Raw genomic sequence first — 19,587 nt, 5'->3', positions numbered from 1 at the left:
AGCGTTATGAGCAGGCGCGCCGGCACTCATTTCCTGCGCCCTCCCCTTCCGCTCGACCGACTCGTCCCCGAGAGACTCCACACCTCAAGGATGCGGCATCCGCGGCGAAACGAGCAGCGGGCGCCCGCCGAACGGTGCCGTCCGGGCCGGTGACCGCGCCCCGCGGGGGTGCGGGGAACTGCGTGACCAGCGACGGACGGCCCGCAGTTCACCGACCGCGTCGCCCTGTGCGGCCCGTGGGCCACTTGGGTAACCGCACGTCCGACGACAGGCCCTAGCGGACCAGACCCCAGCGGAAACCGAGCGCCACCGCGTGTGCGCGGTCCGAGGCGCCGAGCTTCTTGAACAGGCGCCGGGCGTGGGTCTTCACGGTGTCCTCGGAGAGGAACAGCTCGCGGCCGATCTCGGCGTTGGAGCGGCCATGGCTCATGCCTTCGAGCACCTGGATCTCACGCGCGGTGAGCGTGGGCGCGGCGCCCATCTCGGCCGAGCGCAGCCGACGCGGGGCGAGCCGCCAGGTCGGGTCGGCAAGGGCCTGCGTCACCGTGGCGCGCAACTCGGCGCGCGAGGCGTCCTTGTGCAGATAGCCGCGGGCACCGGCGGCGACCGCGAGCGCCACGCCGTCGAGGTCCTCGGCGACGGTGAGCATGATGATGCGCGCCCCGGGGTCGGCCGACAGCAGCCGGCGCACGGTCTCGACGCCGCCCAGTCCGGGCATGCGCACGTCCATCAGAATGAGATCCGAGCGGTCGGCACCCCAGCGGCGGAGGACTTCCTCGCCGTTGGCCGCCGTCGTCACACGCTCGACGCCGGGCACGGTCGCGACCGCGCGGCGGAGCGCCTCTCGGGCAAGCGGGGAGTCGTCGCAGACGAGGACGGATGTCATGACCGCCCTCCGCAGCTGATGCGCGTCACCTTGAGCCTCCAGGCTGGTACGGAATCGTCACCTGTGCGGTCGACCGTCTCGGACGCCTGCCCGAGCGCTTGTGTTCTCAACCGCCTCCGCACTCTCAACGACGGTCACTCGAAAGAGTTACGGGGCTGCGTGCCATCTTCGGCACTCTACGTGAGGGCGCGCACACGGTGCATACATGCCCGACAGACTCTCAACTTTTCATCACAACCTATGCCCCATTCAGACCCTTTTCTTCCCATTTCACGGTGTCTGGGGCTAGATTCGCAATGAGTCATATTTTCATCTCCTTAGACCGGACATGTACGGTTGTTGGCACCGTATCCGCTCAGAACGGCTACAAGGGGTCACGTAATGGCAGATTTCTCCCGCCTTCCCGGACCGAACGCTGACCTGTGGGACTGGCAGCTGCTGGCTGCCTGCCGTGGGGTCGACAGTTCGCTCTTCTTCCACCCGGAGGGTGAGCGCGGGGCGGCTCGGAGTGCTCGCGAGAACTCGGCCAAGGAGGTCTGCATGAGGTGCCCGGTCCGTGCGGAGTGCGCGGCGCACGCCCTGGCGGTGCGCGAGCCGTACGGCGTGTGGGGCGGCCTGACCGAGGACGAGCGCGAAGAGCTGATGGGACGGGCACGGAACCGGCTGGTGTCGGCTTCGTCGGCCAGCGGGGACACCGCCCCCACTACCTGAAGGAACGTTTCTGCAACTATGTTCCGCCGCGTCGCGCCCGCCCGGCGTGGCGGTCCGCGCACGCCCGCCCGCACCCCTCACTGCCGACGGGCGGCCCGCGCCAACTGCTCCAGCGTCGCCGCCACCGCCGGCACATGTGCCAGGTCGGGCAGCGTGAGGGCGACGATCTCCCGGCGTACCGCCGGTTCCAGTGCCACCGTGCGCGCGCCCCGGGGGCGCACCGACTCGATCGCGAGCCGAGGCAGGACGGCCACGCCGAGGCCGGCGCCGACCAGGCCGACCACCGCCGGGTAGTCGTCGGTGGCGAAGTCGATGCGCGGGGTGAAGCCCGCGCCCTCGCACGCCGCCACCAACTGGCCGCGACAGCGCGGACAGCCCGCGATCCACGGTTCCGCGGCGAGTTCGCCGATGGCGACGGACCGCGCGCCCGCCAGCCGGTGCCGCTCGGGCACGAGAGCGACCAGACGGTCCGTCAGCAGGGGCCGTACCACGAGGTCGGCCCACTCCTCGGCGCCCGCCGCGCCCTCGTAGCGGAACGCCAGGGTCACGTCGCAGTCTCCCGCGCGCAGCAGGTCCACGGAGTGCGGGGGCTCGGCCTCCTCAAGGAAGACGCGGGTGCCTGGGTGGGCGGCGCGCAGCGCGGCGAGGGCGGTGGGGACGAGGGTGGAGCTGCCGCTGGGGAAGGACACCAGGCGGACCCGGCCGGACCGCAGCCCGGCGATCGCGGCGACCTCCTCCTCGGCCGCGGTCAGCCCGGCGAGGATCCCCGACGCATGCCGGACGAGCGCCTCGCCCGCCTCCGTCAGACGCGTCTCACGGCCGCTGCGGACCAGCAGCGGGGTGCCGACCGAGGTCTCCAGGGCCTTCATCTGCTGGCTGACGGCCGGCTGGGTGCAGCCCAGTTCCCGGCCGGCCGCCGAGAAGGAGCCGGTGGTGGCGACGGCGCGCAGGACACGGAGATGACGGGCCTCGATCACCCTTCGAGCATAAGCCGACCTTGGATCGGGTGCCCGATACCGCATCGACGCTTTGAGCGGGCTGGCGTACGGTGCCGGGCATGGAGCTTCTTTCGGTGAACCTGGGACGCCCGAAGGCCGTCGACTACACGGACCAGCCGCAGGGGCTGACCGGCATCGACAAGTGTCCGGTGGACGGTCCGGTGCGGGTGGCCGCGCCGGGCCCGAGGGGGAGCGGCGCGAGCGGCCTCGCCGGGGACGCGGTCTGCGACCTGCGCCACCACGGCGGTGACGACCAGGCGGTGTACGCGGTCGCGCGCGAGGACCTCGACGACTGGGAGAGCGAGCTGGGCCGGACGCTCGCGAGCGGTGCCTTCGGGGAGAACCTGACGACGAGCGGTCTCGACGTCTCCGGCGCGCTGATCGGCGAGCGCTGGCGGATCGGCCCGGACGTCGTGCTCGAGGTCACCTGCGGGCGGATTCCGTGCCGGACGTTCCAGGCCCACCTGGGCGAGCGGGCCTGGGTGAAGAGGTTCACGCGGAAGGGTGCGCCCGGTGCCTACCTCCGGGTGATCGAGCCGGGCGAGATCCGGGCGGGCGACCCGGTGCGGATCGTGTACCGGCCGGACCACGACGTGACGGTCGCCGTGCAGTTCCGCGCGGAGACGACCGAGCGGGAACTGCTGCCCCGCGTCCTCGCGGCGGGCGCGGCCCTGCACCCGAAGGCGCTGGCCGAGGCCCGCGCGTACGTGGCGAAGTACGGGGGCGGCCAAGAGGTCTGAGCGGCCGTCACGGGCGCCCCGCCGACGGGCGTCCCGCCGGCCGGGTGGCCTCGCGCTCGGCGCGGATCCCGGCCGTCCGGGTAACTACTCTTGGGCCATGACAACGGCTCTGATTACGGGATCGACGGCGGGGATCGGCGCCGCGTTCGCGCGGCGGCTGGCGGCGGACGGGCATGACCTCGTACTGATGGCACGGGACACCAAACGGCTGCGCGAGCAGGCGACCGAACTGCACGACCGGCATGGCATCGAGGCGGAGGTGCTGACGGCCGACCTGTCGCTGGACGAGGGCATCGAGGCGGTCGCCGCCCGGCTCGGCGACCGCAGGAACCCCGTCGACCTGCTGATCAACAACGCCGGCTTCGGCAACAAGGGCCACTATCTCGACGTACCGATGGCCGACGAGCTGCGGATGCTCAAGGTGCATGTCGAGGCGGTGCTGCGGCTGACGTCGGCGGCGAGCGAGGCGATGCGGGAGCGCGGGCGCGGCGGGATCGTGAACGTGGCCTCGGTGGCGGCGTTCGTGCCGCGGGGCACGTACGGGGCGTCCAAGGCGTGGGTCGTGCAGTTCACCCAGGGCGTGGCGCGGGATCTGGCGGGCAGCGGGGTGCGGCTGATGGCGCTGGCCCCCGGGTTTGTGCGCACCGAGTTCCACCAGCGGGCCGGGATGGGCACGGACAACATCCCGGGATGGATGTGGCTGGACGCGGACAAGCTGGTCGCGACGGCGCTCGCGGACCTGGCGCGCGGCAGGACGGTGTCCATTCCGGACCCGCGGTACAAGGCGCTGATGGGGCTGGCGAAGGTGGCCCCGCGTGGGCTGGTGGGCGGGATCAGCTCACGGACCGGGCGCAGGTACGGCCCGCGGTGAGCCCCCGGCGAGCCCGGCCGCGACGGGGGTGACGGCGCCGCTGCGGTGGGAAGATGGGCAGGACGGAACCGGACCCAGGGGGGCCGGAGGCGGCGCCATGACGTTCGTACAGCTCATCGAGTGCAGGACGAGCCGGTTCGACGAGATGAACCGGTTGCTGGACACCTGGGTCGAGCAGACCAAGGGGAAGCGGACCGCGACCTACGACCTGGTCGGCAAGGACCGGTCCGACGCGTCGCACATCGTGGAGATCGTGGAGTTCCCCTCGTACGCGGACGCGATGCGGAACTCGAATCTTCCGGAGACGGACCGGGTCTTCCGGCAGCTGGTCGCCCTCTGCGACGAGATGCCGACGTTCATCGACCTGGACGTCGTACGCGACGAGCCGCTGGGCGCGGACACCGTGCGCCGCTTCTTCGCGACGCTGGCGGCGCCGGGCGAGCTGCCGCCGCTGAACGACCTGCTGGACGAGGACGTGCACAGCCACGATCCGCTCAATCCGCAGGACACGATCGGGCTGGACTCGGTCCGCGGCGAGTACCGGATGTGGCGGGCCGCCTTCGACTCCGCCTTCACCGTGGAGGACCTGATCGTCCAGGGCGACCGGGCCTGTGCCCGCTGGACCTGGAACGCCAGGCACACGGGGGAGTTCCTGGGGATCGCCGCCACCGGCAGGCAGCTCACCACTACCGGCACCACCGTCTTCCGGTTCGGCGCGAACGGACGGATCGCCGAGACATGGTGGCAGCACGACCAGTTGGGGCTGATGCAGCAGCTGGGCGCACTCGATCAACTGGAGCAGTGACGACGGCGGGCAGCACGAAGGCCCGGCACCCTCAGCCTCTCGGGTGCCGGGCCTCGTTGCCGGGTGTCAGTGGGCGTGGCCGTGGCCGTGGCCCGCGGCGGCCGGCTCCTCCTCTTCCTTCTTCTCGACGACCAGGGTCTCGGTCGTGAGGAGGAGGGAGGCGATGGAGGCGGCGTTCTCCAGGGCGGAGCGGGTGACCTTCACCGGGTCGATGACGCCGGCCTTGACCAGGTCGCCGTACTCGCCGGTGGCGGCGTTGTAGCCGTTGCCCTTGTCCAGCTCCTTGACCTTGGAGACGATCACGTAGCCCTCCAGGCCCGCGTTCTCCGCGATCCAGCGCAGCGGCTCGACGACGGCGTTGCGGACGACCGCGACACCGGTGGCCTCGTCGCCGGACTTGCCGAGGTTGCCCTCAAGGACCTTGGCGGCGTGGACCAGCGCGGAGCCACCACCGGAGACGATGCCCTCCTCGACCGCGGCGCGGGTCGCGGAGATGGCGTCCTCCAGACGGTGCTTCTTCTCCTTCAGCTCCACCTCGGTGGCGGCGCCGACCTTGATCACGCACACGCCGCCGGCCAGCTTCGCGAGGCGCTCCTGGAGCTTCTCGCGGTCCCAGTCGGAGTCGGTGTTCTCGATCTCGGCCTTGATCTGCGCGATGCGGCCCTCGACGTCCGACTTGTCGCCGGCACCGTCGACGATCGTGGTGTCGTCCTTGGTGACGGTGATGCGGCGGGCGCTGCCGAGCACGTCCAGGCCGGCCTGGTCCAGCTTGAGGCCGACTTCCTCGGAGATGACGGTGGCGCCGGTGAGGACCGCCATGTCCTGCAGCATCGCCTTGCGGCGGTCGCCGAAGCCCGGGGCCTTCACCGCGACGGCGTTGAAGGTGCCGCGGATCTTGTTGACGACCAGGGTCGACAGGGCCTCGCCCTCGACGTCCTCGGCGATGATCAGCAGCGGCTTGGCGGAGCCCGCCTGGATGACCTTCTCCAGCAGCGGCAGGAGTTCCGTGATGGCGGAGATCTTGCCCTGGTTGATGAGGATGTACGGGTCCTCCAGGACGGCCTCCATGCGCTCCTGGTCCGTCACGAAGTACGGCGACAGGTAGCCCTTGTCGAAGGCCATGCCCTCGGTGAAGTCCAGTTCGAGGCCGAAGGTGTTGGACTCCTCGACGGTGATGACACCGTCCTTGCCGACCTTGTCCATCGCCTCGGCGATCAGCTCGCCGACCTGCTGGTCCTGGGCGGACAGCGCGGCGACGGCGGCAATGTCGGACTTCTCGTCGATCGGCCGGGCCGAGCCGAGCAGGTCCTCGGAGATGGCCTTGACCGCGGCGTCGATGCCCTTCTTCAGGGCGGCCGGGGAGGCGCCGGCGGCGACGTTCCGCAGGCCCTCGCGCACCAGGGCCTGGGCCAGCACGGTGGCGGTGGTGGTGCCGTCACCCGCGATGTCGTTGGTCTTGGTCGCCACCTCCTTCACCAGCTGGGCGCCGAGGTTCTCGTACGGGTCCTCGATCTCGACCTCACGGGCGATGGTGACGCCGTCGTTGGTGATGGTGGGGGCGCCGAACTTCTTGTCGATGACGACGTTGCGGCCCTTGGGGCCGATCGTCACCTTCACCGTGTCGGCCAGCTTGTTGACGCCACGCTCAAGGGCGCGACGGGCGTCCTCGTCGAACTTCAGGATCTTCGCCATGGCAGCGGGAGCCCTCTCGGAAATCTGATGGAAAATACGCTGCGCCCCGGGCGCCCGGCTTCTTATCGGTCGGGATGCCAGGGGCGCAGCTCAAAGCAGGAGTGCTTCGGGGTGACTTACTTCTCGATGATCGCGAGCACGTCGCGAGCCGAGAGAACGAGGTACTCCTCGTTGTTGTACTTCACCTCGGTGCCGCCGTACTTGCTGTAGAGCACGACGTCGCCGACGCTGACGTCGAGCGGAAGACGGTTGCCGTCCTCGAAGCGGCCCGGGCCCACGGCCAGGACGACGCCCTCCTGGGGCTTCTCCTTGGCAGTGTCCGGAATGACCAGGCCCGAGGCCGTGGTCTGCTCGGCGTCGAGCGGCTGGACCACGATGCGGTCCTCAAGCGGCTTGATGGCAACCTTGGAGCTGGCGGTCGTCACGATCCGACCTCCCCCTTCGGAGATCTCACGGGGTTAACTGTCTGAGGTGGCGACCAGGTCGATCCGTCGTCGCGGGTGCCGGACCTGCCCGTCGCGTTGTTGGCACTCTCCTGGGGGGAGTGCCAGACCTGAGACTATGACTGCGATTAGCACTCGGTCAAGCGGAGTGCCAATCGGCCGCGCCGCGTCCGCCTTGGCACCCCCGACGGTTCACAGGTAATCCTCCAGGCGCGCCACGGTCAGACCCGCGGACTGGACCTGCCGGAGCAGGCGTGTCGTGCGCTCTCTGAGCGTGGGTCCGGTGGACTCGTCGGGGCCGACCAGGATGATGTCGCCGGGGCTCAGGCGCTTGTCGCCCCGGGCGTAGCTGAGGGTGTCGGCGGTCATCGCGGCCCGCCACAGGACCACCGCGGCGATGCCGCAGTCGGCCGCCGCGCGCAGGGTCGTCGTGTCGTACGTGTCGTACGGCGGACGGAAGAGGCGGGGGCGGATGCCGAAGCGGGACTTGAGCTTGTTCTGCTGGCCGCAGATCTCGGCGTGCTGCCCCGCGTAGGGCAGCCCGCGCAGGGCGGGATGGTCGAGGGTGTGGTTCTGGATGTCGGCGCCGACCGAGCGGAGCCGGGCGAAGTGGCCGTAGCCCGGTCCGACGACGCTGTCCGTGAGGAAGAAACTGACCGGGAGCCGCAGGTCGCGCACCATGTCGATGAACCGGGGGTCCCGCTCGGCGCCGTCGTCGTAGGTGAGGAAGACGACCCGGTCGGACGTCGCCACATGGTCCACGACCGGGGGCAGGGAACGGCCCGCGGTGCCGGTCGGCAGGGGGCGCGCCGCAGGCTTGGGGGCGGGGGCGAGCGGGGCGTTCAAGCCCCATTGGCGGTAGGGCTGTCGGGAGGCCGGGGCGTGCGTCCGTACGCCCTGGGCGGCCTTCTTGCCGAGCCGCTCGATGGGGTCGACGGACTGGGCACAGCCGGCCAGGAGCAGGGCACCGGCCAGGGCGCCGACGGCCGGCGTGCGGCACCGGGCCGCCGCCGTGGGCCGCCCCGGGCGCCTCACAGGTAGTCCTCCAAGCGGGCCACCGCGTACCCCTCGCGCGTGACCTTGTTCAGGAACCGCCGGACCATGTCGGTCATGGTGCCGTCCCAGTCGGAGCGGCCCCGGAAGTGGGTGAGCACGATGTCACCGGGGTGCAGGGCGCGGTCCCACTCGCGGTACTCCCAGTGGTCGACGAAGACCTCCTCGTCCCAGATCGGCGCGTACTCGATCCCGCAGGACTTGGCGGCGAGCAGGGTGTCCCGGTTGTAGTTGCCGTACGGCGGGCGGAAGACGGTGGGGCGCTTGCCGAGCTGCTTCTCCATGATGTCCTGCATGCCGCAGATCTCGTCCCGCTGCTCCTCGTAGGACAGACCGGGCAGGTAGGGGTGGTGGAGGGTGTGGTTGTTGAGCGTGATCCCCTGCGACTGCATCTTCCTGAAGTAGCCGTAGTCGTCCTTGGCCAGATAGTCACTGAGGAAGGCGGTGTACGGGATCTTCAGGTCGCTCATCATGCGCAGGAACGCCGGATCCTTCTCGGCGCCGTCGTCGATGGTGAGGAAGACCACTTTCTCCTTGGTGGGGATCGTGGTGAAGACCGGGGGCAGGTGCTCCTCCTCCTGGCCGTCGACCTCGAAGCCGTCGCGGGCGGTGATCCTCGGCTTGTGCGCCGGGGGTCGCGGGGGCGTCAGGGGGGCCTCGTCCAGACCCCAGCGGCGGGCGGCGGCGGCCAGGGTGGCACGGTCGGTGCTCCGCCGGGCGTCGTAGTCGTCCAGGCGGGGTGCGGGGGGTGCCTGGTGCGGCTGCCGGCCCGAGGCGGGCCGGACGTCCGCGTCCCCGCCCGGCGCCGTGCAGCCGGAGACGACGGCGGCGACGGCGAGCAGGGCGACACCGCCCCGGACACCCACCTTTCCACTCTGCACCCTATTTTTGTCATTTTGTACTACTACTCGCATGGTGCCGGATCCTCGCAGGCACCGGCCGCCGATCCGGTCCGACACCGCCGCCGGAGGCGCAGCATCCGTCGACTGGCCCACAATGACCCGGTGAACGACCTGCTCCCCTTCCGCTCCCTGCTCACCCCCGAGGGCCGCGCCCTCCTCGACGAGGTACGCGGCACGCGGCCGGACGACGAACTCGCCGTCGCCACCCGCCTGCGCCGCGCGCACCCGGTGGACCTGGTGTCGGCGGCCCTCGGCCAGGCCCGGCTGCGGCAGCGGGCGGCGGCGAAGTTCGGCGCCGCGGACGCGGAGCGGATGTTCTTCACGCCCGACGGGGTCGAACAGTCGACCCGGACCACCGTGGCGACGTACCGGGCGGCGCGCCTGCGCGATCTGGGCGTCGGCTCCATCGCCGACCTGTGCTGCGGCATCGGCGGGGACGCGATCGCGTTCGCCCGCGCCGGGATCCGGGTGCTCGCGGTGGACCGGGATCCGCTGACGGCCGAGGTCGCCCGGGCGAACGCGGCGGCGCTGGGCCTGGACGAGCTGATCGAGGTGCGGGAGGCGGATGTCACCCAGGTGGACACCTCCGGCTGGGATGCCGTGTTCGTCGATCCGGCCCGGCGCGGCGGCCGATCGGGAGGGGCGGCACGAGGCGCGTCGGTGAGGGGTGGTGGCCGGGCGACGACAGGAGGGGCCGCGCGAAGCGCGTCTATGGGGGGTGGTGGCCGGGCGACGACAGAAGGGGCCGCGCGAAGCGCGTCTATGGGGGGTGGTGGCCGGGCGACGGGTGGGCGGATCTTCGATCCGGAGGCATACTCGCCGCCGCTGTCATGGGCGGTGGGGGCGGCGTCGACGGCGCGCACGGCCGCGCTGAAGATCGCGCCCGGGATCCCCCACGAGGCGATCCCGGACCGGGCCGAGGCCGAGTGGATCTCGGACGGCGGGGATGTGAAGGAGGCGGTGCTGTGGTTCGGCACCGGGGCACCGGGCACCGTGCGGGCCACACTGCTGCCCGGGCCGCGGACCCTGCTCGGCCGGGGGCTGCCGGACCCCGAAGTACGGCCCGTCGGACGGTACTTGTACGAACCCGACGGCGCCGTCATCCGGGCGCATCTGGTGGCCGAGGCCGCCGCGGAACTGGACGGCGGGCTGATCGACCCCACGATCGCCTATGTGACCGCGGACGAACTGCGCCCGACGCCGTACGCCGCCGCGTACGAGATCACCGACCGACTCCCCTTCAACGTCAAGAAGTTGAAGGCACTGCTGCGGGAGCGGGAGGTCGGGACGCTGACCGTGAAGAAACGGGGGTCGGCGGTGGAGCCGGAGGAACTACGCAGGAAGGTCAGACCGCAGGGGTCGAACGCGGCGACCGTGTTCCTGACGCGCGTCGCCGGGGCGCCCACCATGCTGGTCGGGTCCCCCGTGACGGCGAACGTTGCGGACGGTGGGCCGTCCTGATCCACCGCCGAGGACGGCGTGAGGAGGGCGCGTTGCCGGATAGCCGCCGACGGCCTCCTCGGACTCGTGAACGTGCCTCGATGACGGTGGACATGGCGTGACCCGGGCCGGGCGGACCGCGCCGGTCAGGGCCGGTCAGGGCCGGTCGTCGGACCCGACCGGCTCGAACCGCCAGCGGTGCACCGTCCGTGTCACCAACTCCCCGTCCGGATCCGGCAGTTCGGGGAGCTCGGCGTCGTACGGGGCGTCCCACCAGATGATCACCAGGACCCGGTCCTGGGGCGCCCGGAAGGTCTCGCGGCGCATGGGCCGCCGGGCCAGCCGCTGGGCGCGGGCCCAGGCCAGCAGCTCGTCGCCGCGGCCCGGCACCGCCCGCGCCTCCCACATCAGTGCGACCGTCATGAGTACAGGTTCTCCTTGCTGACCTCGTGCACATGGTCGTGGGAAGCGGCAGGGGGAGAGGTCGGTGAGGGGGAGTGCGGGTGGCCGTGGGGGGCTCCCGGCACATGCGGGTCCGTCACCGGAAGCGACGAGTCGGCCGACAGGTCCCAACTCGACGCGGCCCGGTTGCGCGCCACCATCTCCGCGCCCAGCGCGGCCACCATCGCGCCGTTGTCGGTGCACAGCTTGGGCCGCGGCACCCGCAGCCGGATACCCGCCGCCTCGCAGCGCTCCTGGGCCAGGACGCGCAGCCGGGAGTTGGCGGCAACCCCGCCGCCGATCATGAGGTGGTCGACGCCCTCGTCCTTGCAGGCCCGTACGGCCTTACGGGTCAGCACGTCCACCACGGCCTCCTGGAAGGACGCGGCGACATCCCGCACCGGGACCTCCTCGCCGACCGCCCGCCGCGCCTCGATCCAGCGGGCCACCGCCGTCTTCAGACCGGAGAAGGAGAAGTCGTACGCCGGATCGCGCGGGCCCGTCAGACCGCGCGGGAACGCGATCGCCTCCGGGTCGCCCTCGCGCGCGTACCGGTCGATGACCGGGCCGCCCGGGAAGCCGAGGTCCAGCACCCGGGCGATCTTGTCGAACGCCTCCCCGGCCGCGTCGTCGATCGTCGCGCCCAGGGGGCGGACGTCCGCGGTGATGTCCGTCGACAGCAGCAGCGACGAGTGCCCGCCGCTGACCAGCAGGGCCATCGTCGGCTCGGGCAGCGCGCCGTGCTCCAGCTGGTCCACGCAGATGTGGGAGGCGAGGTGGTTCACGCCGTACAGGGGCTTGCCGAGCGCGTAGGCGTACGCCTTCGCCGCCGAGACGCCGACCAGCAGCGCGCCCGCCAGCCCCGGACCCGCCGTCACCGCGATGCCGTCCAGGTCCCGCGCGCTCACACCGGCGTCCTTCAGGGCGCGTTCGATCGTCGGGACCATCGCCTCCAGGTGCGCTCTGGACGCCACCTCCGGCACCACCCCGCCGAAACGGGCGTGCTCGTCGACGCTGGACGCCACGGCATCCGCGAGCAGGGTGGTGCCGCGGACGATGCCGACGCCGGTCTCGTCACAGGAGGTCTCGATCCCCAGGACCAGAGGTTCGTCAGCCATTGTTCTCGGTTCCTCGTACGGGAGTGGACGCGGACGGGTCGGTCAGGCGCATCACCAGGGCGTCCACGTTCCCCGGCTGGTAGTAGCCGCGTCTGAAGCCGATCGGTTCGAAGCCGAAGCGCTCGTACAGCTTCTGTGCGCGGACGTTGTCCACGCGGCACTCCAGCATCACCTCGGCGCACTCGAAGGCGGTCGCGGCCCGCAGCAGTTCGGCCAGCAGCAGTCCGCCGAGTCCGGTGCCCCAGTGGTCGCGGGCGACGGCGATGGTCTGGATGTCGGCCAGTTCGCCCTGAGCGGCCAGGCCCGCGTAGCCGACGGCCCGGTCGCCCTCGACGGCCACCACATACCGCCGGGTCGCCTCCGGGCCGCGGGCGTGCGCCAGCTCGGACCAGAACATGCCGCGCGACCAGGCGTCCTCGGGGAAGAGGTCCTTCTCCATGCCGAGGACGGCATCGATGTCCCACCAGCGCATCTCGCGCAGCACGGGCTTCACGGGCTTCACGGACTCGGTCACTTGGGGGTGACCACCTTGTAGTTCTTGGGCACCTGCGCGTCGGGGCGGCGCAGGTAGAGGGGCCGGGGCTCGGGCAGCGACTCACCGGCGGCCAGCCGCTCGGCGGCCAGCGAGGCGAGGGCCGCGGCGGAGACATGCTCGGGCGCGTGGGCCTGCGGGAAGGTGTCGGGGTACAGCAGCGCGCCCGCACCGACGGCGGGCAGCCCGGCCACCCGCTCGGCGATGTCCGCGGGCCGGTCCACGGCCGGGCCACTCACCCGGGTGCGCGAATCGGCGTATGTCGCCCAGTAGACCTCCTTGCGTCGGGCGTCGGTCGCCACGACGAAGGGGCCCTTCTCGATGTCGGCCGCGTAGGCGAGGCCGTCGAGGGTGCACAAGCCGTGCACGGGGACGCCCAGCGCGAGGCCGAAGGTGTCGGCGGTCATCAGACCCACGCGCAGGCCGGTGTAGGGGCCGGGGCCGATGCCGACGACGATCCCGGTGACGGCGTCCAGCCGGAGCCCGGCCTCGGCGAGGACCCGGTCCACGGCCGGCAGCAGCAGCTCGCCGTGCCGGCGCGCGTCGACCTGGCTGGAGGAGGCGATGACGGCGTCGCCGTCGTGCAGGGCGACGGTGACGGCGGGGGTGGCGGTATCGAGAGCGAGCAAGAGCACGCGAACAGCCTACGGCTCCACGGGGCCCCTGCACGCCCGCCCCGGTCGGGCGGTCACTGACTGCTACGGTCTGCACGAAGTACGACATATGACGCGAAGCAGAGGTGGGCAGACGTGGCAGGGACCAGCTCGTCGATCGTGGCCGGGCTCACCGCGATGGCCGTGGGGACGGTCGGCTTCCTCGCCTACCGGGCGTCCGCGAGCGTCCCGCCCGGGCTCGGCGGCAGGCCCACTGCGAGCGCCTCACCCTCGGTGGCCACCGCCAAGGAGCCCCGGGACAAGAAGAACCCCACCGCGCTGCCCACCGGTTCCGGCCGGGGCGAACGGGTCGTGTACTCGGTGGACGACAACCGGGTGTGGCTGGTCGGCGCGAACGGCAGGGTGCAGCGCACGTTCAAGGTGGTCCCGGGCACCGTGGACCCGAAGCCGGGCTCGTACGGGGTGACGTCCCGCTCGAAGGCGATCACCGGCACCGACGGCGCCCTCGTCGAGCACGTCGTGCGCTTCACGAGCGTGGACGACGTGGTCGTCGGCTTCAGCGCCGCGGTCAAGGACTCGCCCTCGATCCCCGACCCGTCGGTCAAGACGGGCGGCATCCGCGAAACCCGCCGAAACGGCGACGCGATGTGGAAGTTCGCGACGATCGGCGTCCGGGTCGTAGTGATCCACTGAGCACGACGGCGCCCCGCCAGGGGCACTGGGGCCTGCGCGACAGCGCCCCGCTCAGAGGCGCGGGGAACTGCGCGACCGGCCGTAAACGCTCCCGCAGACGCCCGACAACCCCTGACCACCCACAACAACCCATGACCACCCCTGCGGGACCGCGCCCGCTACGCCGCCCGAGGATGCCCGCGGTCGGGGCGGATGGCCGGTCGAGGGGAGCGGGGCTCCGGGTGTCGGGGCGGGTTGGAGATGATCGCTGCGGCGGCGCATGCGGCCAGCAGCTCGCGCATGGGCACCGGGACGGGCGCGGGCGCGCGCGGCGGTGCCGTGGATTCCGAGGCCGACATGGACGCCTCCTGACGAACGGGGGCGGACGCAGCCAGGCACGACCGGATACTTAGGCACACCTAACTACGGACTGGATACCATGTGACCACACCGGACCGGTCCGCGGCAACATTTTCCCGACATGTTGTCGGAACCTGTCGGAACCTTCGAATCCGCCCCACGCGCCAGGTCAGGGCCCACCTGCCGGCGGTGACGGCACCGGGTCACTCCGACCCGGCAGCTCCCCCTCTCAGGGCCGGTCCGCCCAGGCGGCGAGCGCTCCGAGATCCACGGTCTGCCACCGCTCCCCCAGCCCGGCCAGCGTCACGTGCCGCACCTCGTCGGTCGTGTCCCCGACGGCCCGGTGGATCACGACCTGCAACCGGTCGTCGGTCAGCTCCTCGACCTTGCCCTCGCCCCACTCCACGACGACCACCGAATCGGACAGCGAGACATCGAGGTCCAGGTCCTCCATCTCGTCCAGGCCGCCGGACAGCCGGTAGGCGTCGACGTGCACGAGCGGCGCGCCGTCGCCCAGCGACGGGTGCACCCGGGCGATCACGAACGTCGGCGAGGTGACCGCCCCGCGCACGCCGAGCCCCTCGCCCAGCCCACGGGCGAGCGTCGTCTTGCCCGCGCCCAGCTCCCCACTGAGCATCACAAGATCGCCGGCGCGCAGCAGCCCGGCCAGTTCGCGACCCAACTCCCGCATCTGCTCGGGGGAGTTGACGGTGATCTCTACGGCGCGGGAGTCAGCCGGGTCCTGCGGCGCTGCTGGTGCTTCCATAGCCGCTTACGGTAGCTCCTGCCGGCACGGCTCCCACGCGGGTGAGCAGGTCGGCGAGCCGGTCGGTCACCACTTCCGGGTGCTCCAGCATGACCAGATGCCCGGCGTCCGGCACCAGCACCAGCTCGGCGTCGGGCAAAAGGTCGGCGATGGCCTCGCTGTGCTCGCTGGGCGTGATCAGGTCCCGCACCCCGGCCAGCACCAGCACGGGCATGTCCGCGAAGCGGGTGAGCGCCTCGGTCTTGTCGTGGTCGGTGAAGGCCGGATAGAACTCGGCGACCACGTCGATCGGGGTGGACTCGATCATCCGCTCGGCGAACCGCTCGACCGCCGGATCGACATCCCGGGTCGCGAACGAGTACCGCTTGATGATCCCGGCGAACAGGTCGGCCGTGGCCCGGCGCCCCTTCTCCACCAAGGCCGCCTGCTGCCCGAGCGCCTTCAGCACCCCCGGCAGGACCCGGCGCACCGCGTTGACGCCGGCCAGCGGCAGCCCGAAGGTGACCTCGCCGAGCCGCCCGGACGACGTACCGATCAGGGCGCCGGCGACCACCCGGTCGCGGATCAGTTCCGGGTAGTGGGCGGCCAGCGCCATCATCGTCATCCCGCCCATGGAGTGCCCGACCAGCACCATCGGCCCCTCCGGCACGGCCGCGTCTATGACGGCCTTCAGGTCGCGGCCGAGCTGGTCGATGGTCAGCGGCACGTCGTCCTGCTGCTGTGCCACGCCCCGCCCGGACCGGCCGTGGCTGCGCTGGTCCCAGTACACGGTCCGCACGACGCCCCGCAGCGCCGCCCGCTGGAAGTGCCAGGAGTCCTGGTTGAGGCAGTAGCCGTGGCTGAAGACGACGGTGACGGGGGCGGGCGCCTTGCGGCCGAAGAGCCGGCGCCGCCGGGACTCCGGGCCGCCCTCGGGTTCGGCCTCGTCGACCTCGTAGTACAGCTCGGTGCCGTCGTCGGCGCACGCCTTGCCCGGAGTGCCGCGCAGCGCCCCGTACGGTCCCGTCGAGTCCAGCGTCAGCCGCGCCTTGCGGCGCACCCCGCGCCCCACGGTCATCCGCTCGATCGCGACACCGGCCGCCGCGCCCGCGGCGAGCACGCCTATCGCGGCGCCCGCGAGGCCGGTCGCCCTGCGCCAGCCGCCGTCGCCCGCGGCGGAGGTGACGGCCCTGGTGGCGGCGTCCACGACGGCCTTCGCGCTGCTCTCGCTCACGTACCGCTCCTCTTCGCCGTGCTGCTTGCAGTTCGCTGGGTGGGTGCTGCGGGCTTGGTGCTACGGGGCTCAGTGCTGCGGGGCTCGGTGCTGCGGGGCTCGGTGCCGCCGACGCGGGCGGCACCGGGCCGGGTCCGCCGGTACAGGCGGCCCCGGGTCCTGGTGCGGACTACCCGTCCCGGTCCTCGTTCACATAGACGCGGGGGACGCGGGTTCCGATGCGCGTGACGATCTCGTACGCGATGGTGCCGGCGGCCTGCGCCCAGTCCTCGGCGGTGGGCTCGCCGCGGTCGCCGGGCCCGAACAGGACCGCCTCGGCGCCGGTCTCCGGCTCGTCGCCGCCGAGGTCCACCACGAACTGGTCCATCGCGACCCGCCCGGCGATCGTCCGCCACTTGCCGCCGACCAGGACCGGACCGCTGCCGGAGGCGTGCCGCGGGATGCCGTCCGCATAGCCGACGGGCACCAGGCCGAGGGTCGTCTCGCCCGGAGTGACATAGCGGTGGCCGTAGCTGATGCCGTGTCCGCCCGGCACGTGCTTGACCAGTGCCAGCGACGCCGCCAGCGTCATCACCGGACGCAGTCCGAAGTCGGCGGGGGTGCCGACCTCCCGGCCGGGCGAGATGCCGTAGACCGCGATTCCGGTGCGCACCAGGTCGAAGTGGGCCTCGGGGAGGGTGAGCGTGGCCGGCGAGTTGGCCATGTGCCGCACCTCGGGGCGTACGCCCCGGTCCTCGGCGTACGCCGTCAGCTCGCGGAAGCGGGTGAGCTGGGCGGCGATGGACGGATGGCCCGGCTCGTCGGCGCAGGCGAAGTGCGACCAGAGCCCGGTGATCCGGATCGACCCGGCCGCCTCGGCGCGCAGGGCGGCGTCCACCAGCTCGGCCCAGTCGGCGGGCTGGCAGCCGTTGCGCCCGAGCCCGGTGTCGGCCTTGAGCTGCACCCGTGCGGGCAGGCCCGCCTCGCGCGCCGCCGCCGTGACCTCCCGCAGCGCCCACATCCCGCTGACCGACACGTCGACGTCGGCCTCGATCGCCTGCCGCCAGGGGCCGCCCGGGGTCCACAGCCAGCACATGATGCGCCCAGGCAGCCCGGCCGCGCGCAGCGCCAGGGCCTCCTCGGGCGTGGCCGTGCCGAGCCAGGTCGCCCCCGCGGCGAGGGCCGCCCGGGCGCACGGCACCGCCCCGTGGCCGTAACCGTCGGCCTTGACGACGGCCATGAGGGCGGCGCCCGGCGCGAGCGCGCGCAGGGCGCGCACATTGGACCGCAGGGCGGCCAGGTCGATCTCGGCACGGGCTCGCAGGGGCGCCGTCGGCGCGGATGCTGTGTGGTTCATGGCGCCCCCAGTGTCTCAGAGGCGACCGGTGGTATCGGGGCGCAGGCCCCGCGCCCGAACTCCACCACGCGCCCCAAACGCCTCCGCACGCCCCCAACCAACCACCGGTCCCGGCCGTCCCGAGCCCTGCTCGGCCCGGCCGCACGACGGCTACTCCGCCGACCGACGGGTCGCCTCCCGACGGGTCGCCTCCCGACGGGTCGCCTCTCGGCAGGCGCCTTGCCGACCACGCCCTCTCCCCCGCGCCCGGCGGGCACGCCCCCCACACGCCCTCCCGCCCCGGCATGTCGGCCAGAGGCCAGGTGGTGGCCACTCGGGGAACTGCCGCGCGGGACAGACGTCACCTTCACAACCTCCGGCAGGCTGAGCGCAGCCCGGCCCTCGGGCGACGGCCGTCGCCGCCATCGCCGACGGCCCACCTCACGTTGGTCAGAGGCCAGGTGGTGGCCACTCGGGGAACTGCTGTGCGGGACCGGGGCGGAAACAGACCCGTCACCTTCACGACCCCCGACAAGCTGAGCGCAGCCCGGCCCTCGGGCAACGGCCGTCGTCTCCATCGCCGACGGCCCACTTCCGGCAGACCGCCTCGCCGACCACGCCCGCGCTCCCCCGTACCCGGCGGGCACGCACCCCGCACACGCCCTCCCTAGCCCGGCATGTCGGCCAGAGGCCGAGGGGCGGCCACTCGGGGAACTGCCGCACGGGGCAGGGGCGGAAACAGACCCGTCACCTTCACGACCCCCGACAGGCTGAGCACGGCCCGGCCCTCGGGCGACGGCCGTCGTCTCCGGCTCCGGCACCGCGGCTCCATCGTCGGCATCGAGGCGCGCGGCCGGGTAGCAGCGTGGTGTGCAGGTCGGCGCGGTGTGGCCGCTGGTGTGACCGGCCACGTTCACGGCGCACGCGACGCGGCCGGGTGCGGGTCCCGTACGGGTGCGCTACCCCGCCGCCTCCCGCACATCCCGCCAGGCCCGTGGAATCGCCCCCGCCACGTCATGTGCCCCGGCCGGCGCCCCGGCCGCCGCGAACCGGCCCGCCAGCCCGTGCAGATACGCGGCCACACTGCCCGCGTCCCGGGCGGAGAGCCCCGAGGCCAGCAGGGATCCCGCGAGCCCGGACAGCACATCCCCGCTGCCCGCGGTGGCCAGCCACGCCGTCCCCGTCGCGTTGACGCGTACGGTCCCGCCGTCCGGGTCGGCGACCAGCGTGGTCGAGCCCTTGAGCAGGACGGTGGCGCCGTACCGCGCGGCCAGTTCCCGCACCGCGGGCAGCCTCGCCCCCTCGACCTCCTCGCGGTCCACGCCCAGCAGCGCGGCGGCCTCCCCGGCGTGCGGGGTCATCAGGGTCGGCGCCGTGCGGGCCCGTACGGCGTCCCGGTCGGCCAGCCGCAGCCCGTCCGCGTCGATGAGCACCGGCACATCCTCCCCGACCACCTCCGCGACGGTCCCGGCGTCGTCCCCGGCGCCCGGCCCGGTGACCCATGCCTGCACCCGCCCCGCCTTGTGCGGGCCCCGGTCGGAGACCAGGGTCTCGGGGAAGCGGGCGATGACGGCCTCTCCGGCAGGCCCGACGTACCGCACGGCCCCGGCCCCGCCGCGCAGCGCGCCCGACACGGCGAGCACGGCGGCCCCCGGATACCGCGCCGACCCGGCCGCGATCCCGACGACCCCGCGCCGGTACTTGTCGCTCTCCGCCCCGGGCACCGGCAGCAGCCGGGCCACATCGGCGTGTTGCAGGGCCTCCAGTTCCGGCTCGGCGGGCAGGTCGAGCCCGATGTCGACGAGCCGCACGGAACCGGCGTGCTCCCGGGCGGGGTCGATCAGCAGTCCGGGCTTGTGCGTACCGAAGGTCACGGTGAGGTCGGCGCGGACGGCGGCCCCCAGCACCTGGCCGGTGTCCGCCTCGACCCCGCTCGGCAGATCGACGGCGACGACGGCGGCGCCGGACCGCTCGGCGGCGGCGGCCAGGGCCGCGGCGGCGGCCCGCAGCCCGCC

Annotated in this window: 21 protein-coding genes; 6 read left to right on the top strand and 15 right to left on the bottom strand. The window is 72.6% G+C overall.

Annotated elements, in window-relative coordinates:
* Positions 1-274: 274 nt before the first annotated feature.
* The gene (locus ACWEKM_RS35330) at positions 275-886 is read right to left on the bottom strand and encodes a response regulator transcription factor (RefSeq protein WP_003948568.1); all 612 of its coding nucleotides are present in this window, start codon (positions 884-886) and stop codon (positions 275-277) included.
* A 381-nt stretch (positions 887-1,267) separates the two neighbouring features.
* Between ACWEKM_RS35330 and ACWEKM_RS35325 the strand changes: the two genes are divergently transcribed.
* On the top strand, positions 1,268-1,597 hold the full coding sequence (locus tag ACWEKM_RS35325; protein ID WP_451625359.1) for a WhiB family transcriptional regulator: 330 nt from the start codon (positions 1,268-1,270) through the stop codon (positions 1,595-1,597).
* A 77-nt stretch (positions 1,598-1,674) separates the two neighbouring features.
* On the opposite strand, the gene ACWEKM_RS35320 is transcribed toward ACWEKM_RS35325, so the two are convergent.
* Complete coding sequence (locus ACWEKM_RS35320) at positions 1,675-2,574, bottom strand: LysR family transcriptional regulator (RefSeq protein ID WP_451625358.1); 900 nt, start codon at positions 2,572-2,574, stop codon at positions 1,675-1,677.
* A gap of 80 nt (positions 2,575-2,654) precedes the next feature.
* On the opposite strand from ACWEKM_RS35320, the gene ACWEKM_RS35315 reads away from it, so the two are divergent.
* The 3 genes from ACWEKM_RS35315 to ACWEKM_RS35305 all read left to right on the top strand — a co-directional run bounded on the left by ACWEKM_RS35315 (position 2,655) and on the right by ACWEKM_RS35305 (position 5,011).
* Positions 2,655-3,335, top strand: a complete 681-nt coding sequence (locus ACWEKM_RS35315; protein ID WP_451625357.1) for an MOSC domain-containing protein — start codon at positions 2,655-2,657, stop codon at positions 3,333-3,335.
* A 97-nt stretch (positions 3,336-3,432) separates the two neighbouring features.
* Positions 3,433-4,206 carry an SDR family NAD(P)-dependent oxidoreductase gene (locus tag ACWEKM_RS35310; protein WP_451625356.1) on the top strand — a complete coding sequence of 258 codons (774 nt, stop codon included), beginning with the start codon at positions 3,433-3,435 and terminating at the stop codon, positions 4,204-4,206.
* 97 nt (positions 4,207-4,303) lie between these two features.
* Positions 4,304-5,011 carry an ester cyclase gene (locus tag ACWEKM_RS35305; RefSeq protein WP_451625355.1) on the top strand — a complete coding sequence of 236 codons (708 nt, stop codon included), beginning with the start codon at positions 4,304-4,306 and terminating at the stop codon, positions 5,009-5,011.
* Positions 5,012-5,077: 66 nt separating this feature from the next.
* Here the strand turns inward: ACWEKM_RS35305 and groL are convergent, their stop codons facing one another.
* The 4 genes from groL to ACWEKM_RS35285 all read right to left on the bottom strand — a co-directional run bounded on the left by groL (position 5,078) and on the right by ACWEKM_RS35285 (position 9,113).
* Entirely contained in the window at positions 5,078-6,703 is a 1,626-nt protein-coding gene (groL, locus tag ACWEKM_RS35300) for a chaperonin GroEL (protein WP_451625354.1), read from the bottom strand.
* Positions 6,704-6,819: 116 nt separating this feature from the next.
* Positions 6,820-7,128 (bottom strand): co-chaperone GroES, encoded by a 309-nt coding sequence (groES, locus tag ACWEKM_RS35295; RefSeq protein WP_132856129.1) that lies wholly within the window; start codon positions 7,126-7,128, stop codon positions 6,820-6,822.
* 210 nt (positions 7,129-7,338) lie between these two features.
* Complete coding sequence (locus ACWEKM_RS35290) at positions 7,339-8,181, bottom strand: polysaccharide deacetylase family protein (RefSeq protein ID WP_451625353.1); 843 nt, start codon at positions 8,179-8,181, stop codon at positions 7,339-7,341.
* A complete protein-coding gene (locus tag ACWEKM_RS35285; RefSeq protein WP_451625352.1) occupies positions 8,178-9,113 on the bottom strand; it encodes a polysaccharide deacetylase family protein in 936 nt (311 codons plus the stop codon). The genes ACWEKM_RS35290 and ACWEKM_RS35285 overlap by 4 nt, the downstream gene beginning before the upstream one ends.
* Positions 9,114-9,203: 90 nt before the next feature.
* Between ACWEKM_RS35285 and ACWEKM_RS35280 the strand changes: the two genes are divergently transcribed.
* Complete coding sequence (locus tag ACWEKM_RS35280; RefSeq protein WP_451625351.1) at positions 9,204-10,562, top strand: THUMP-like domain-containing protein; 1,359 nt, start codon at positions 9,204-9,206, stop codon at positions 10,560-10,562.
* Positions 10,563-10,697: 135 nt separating this feature from the next.
* Here the strand turns inward: ACWEKM_RS35280 and ACWEKM_RS35275 are convergent, their stop codons facing one another.
* Genes ACWEKM_RS35275 through tsaB form a run of 4 tightly spaced genes read right to left on the bottom strand, consistent with a single transcriptional unit; the run spans position 10,698 to position 13,267 of the window.
* Entirely contained in the window at positions 10,698-10,964 is a 267-nt protein-coding gene (locus ACWEKM_RS35275; RefSeq protein ID WP_451625350.1) for a hypothetical protein, read from the bottom strand.
* Complete coding sequence (gene tsaD / locus ACWEKM_RS35270; protein ID WP_451625349.1) at positions 10,961-12,100, bottom strand: tRNA (adenosine(37)-N6)-threonylcarbamoyltransferase complex transferase subunit TsaD; 1,140 nt, start codon at positions 12,098-12,100, stop codon at positions 10,961-10,963. The genes ACWEKM_RS35275 and tsaD overlap by 4 nt, the downstream gene beginning before the upstream one ends.
* Positions 12,093-12,572 (bottom strand): ribosomal protein S18-alanine N-acetyltransferase, encoded by a 480-nt coding sequence (rimI, locus tag ACWEKM_RS35265; protein ID WP_451625366.1) that lies wholly within the window; start codon positions 12,570-12,572, stop codon positions 12,093-12,095. Before rimI ends, tsaD begins: the two co-directional genes overlap by 8 nt.
* Positions 12,573-12,610: 38 nt before the next feature.
* Positions 12,611-13,267 (bottom strand): tRNA (adenosine(37)-N6)-threonylcarbamoyltransferase complex dimerization subunit type 1 TsaB, encoded by a 657-nt coding sequence (tsaB, locus tag ACWEKM_RS35260; RefSeq protein ID WP_451625348.1) that lies wholly within the window; start codon positions 13,265-13,267, stop codon positions 12,611-12,613.
* A gap of 114 nt (positions 13,268-13,381) precedes the next feature.
* Between tsaB and ACWEKM_RS35255 the strand changes: the two genes are divergently transcribed.
* A complete protein-coding gene (locus ACWEKM_RS35255) occupies positions 13,382-13,939 on the top strand; it encodes a hypothetical protein (protein ID WP_451625347.1) in 558 nt (185 codons plus the stop codon).
* A 158-nt stretch (positions 13,940-14,097) separates the two neighbouring features.
* Here the strand turns inward: ACWEKM_RS35255 and ACWEKM_RS35250 are convergent, their stop codons facing one another.
* The 5 genes from ACWEKM_RS35250 to ACWEKM_RS35230 form a co-directional block, all read right to left on the bottom strand.
* Entirely contained in the window at positions 14,098-14,277 is a 180-nt protein-coding gene (locus tag ACWEKM_RS35250) for a hypothetical protein (RefSeq protein WP_451625346.1), read from the bottom strand.
* 230 nt (positions 14,278-14,507) lie between these two features.
* On the bottom strand, positions 14,508-15,044 hold the full coding sequence (tsaE, locus tag ACWEKM_RS35245; RefSeq protein WP_451625345.1) for a tRNA (adenosine(37)-N6)-threonylcarbamoyltransferase complex ATPase subunit type 1 TsaE: 537 nt from the start codon (positions 15,042-15,044) through the stop codon (positions 14,508-14,510).
* A complete protein-coding gene (locus ACWEKM_RS35240; RefSeq protein WP_451625344.1) occupies positions 15,010-16,257 on the bottom strand; it encodes an alpha/beta fold hydrolase in 1,248 nt (415 codons plus the stop codon). Before ACWEKM_RS35240 ends, tsaE begins: the two co-directional genes overlap by 35 nt.
* Before the next feature lie 169 nt (positions 16,258-16,426).
* Positions 16,427-17,593 (bottom strand): alanine racemase, encoded by a 1,167-nt coding sequence (gene alr / locus ACWEKM_RS35235; protein ID WP_451625343.1) that lies wholly within the window; start codon positions 17,591-17,593, stop codon positions 16,427-16,429.
* A 938-nt stretch (positions 17,594-18,531) separates the two neighbouring features.
* The coding region (locus tag ACWEKM_RS35230; RefSeq protein WP_451625342.1) for an NAD(P)H-hydrate dehydratase at positions 18,532-19,587 on the bottom strand (1,056 nt) is incomplete at its 5' end.

The organism is Streptomyces sp. NPDC004752, assembly GCF_053601275.1.
This window is presented reverse-complemented; position numbering and strand designations above follow the sequence as displayed.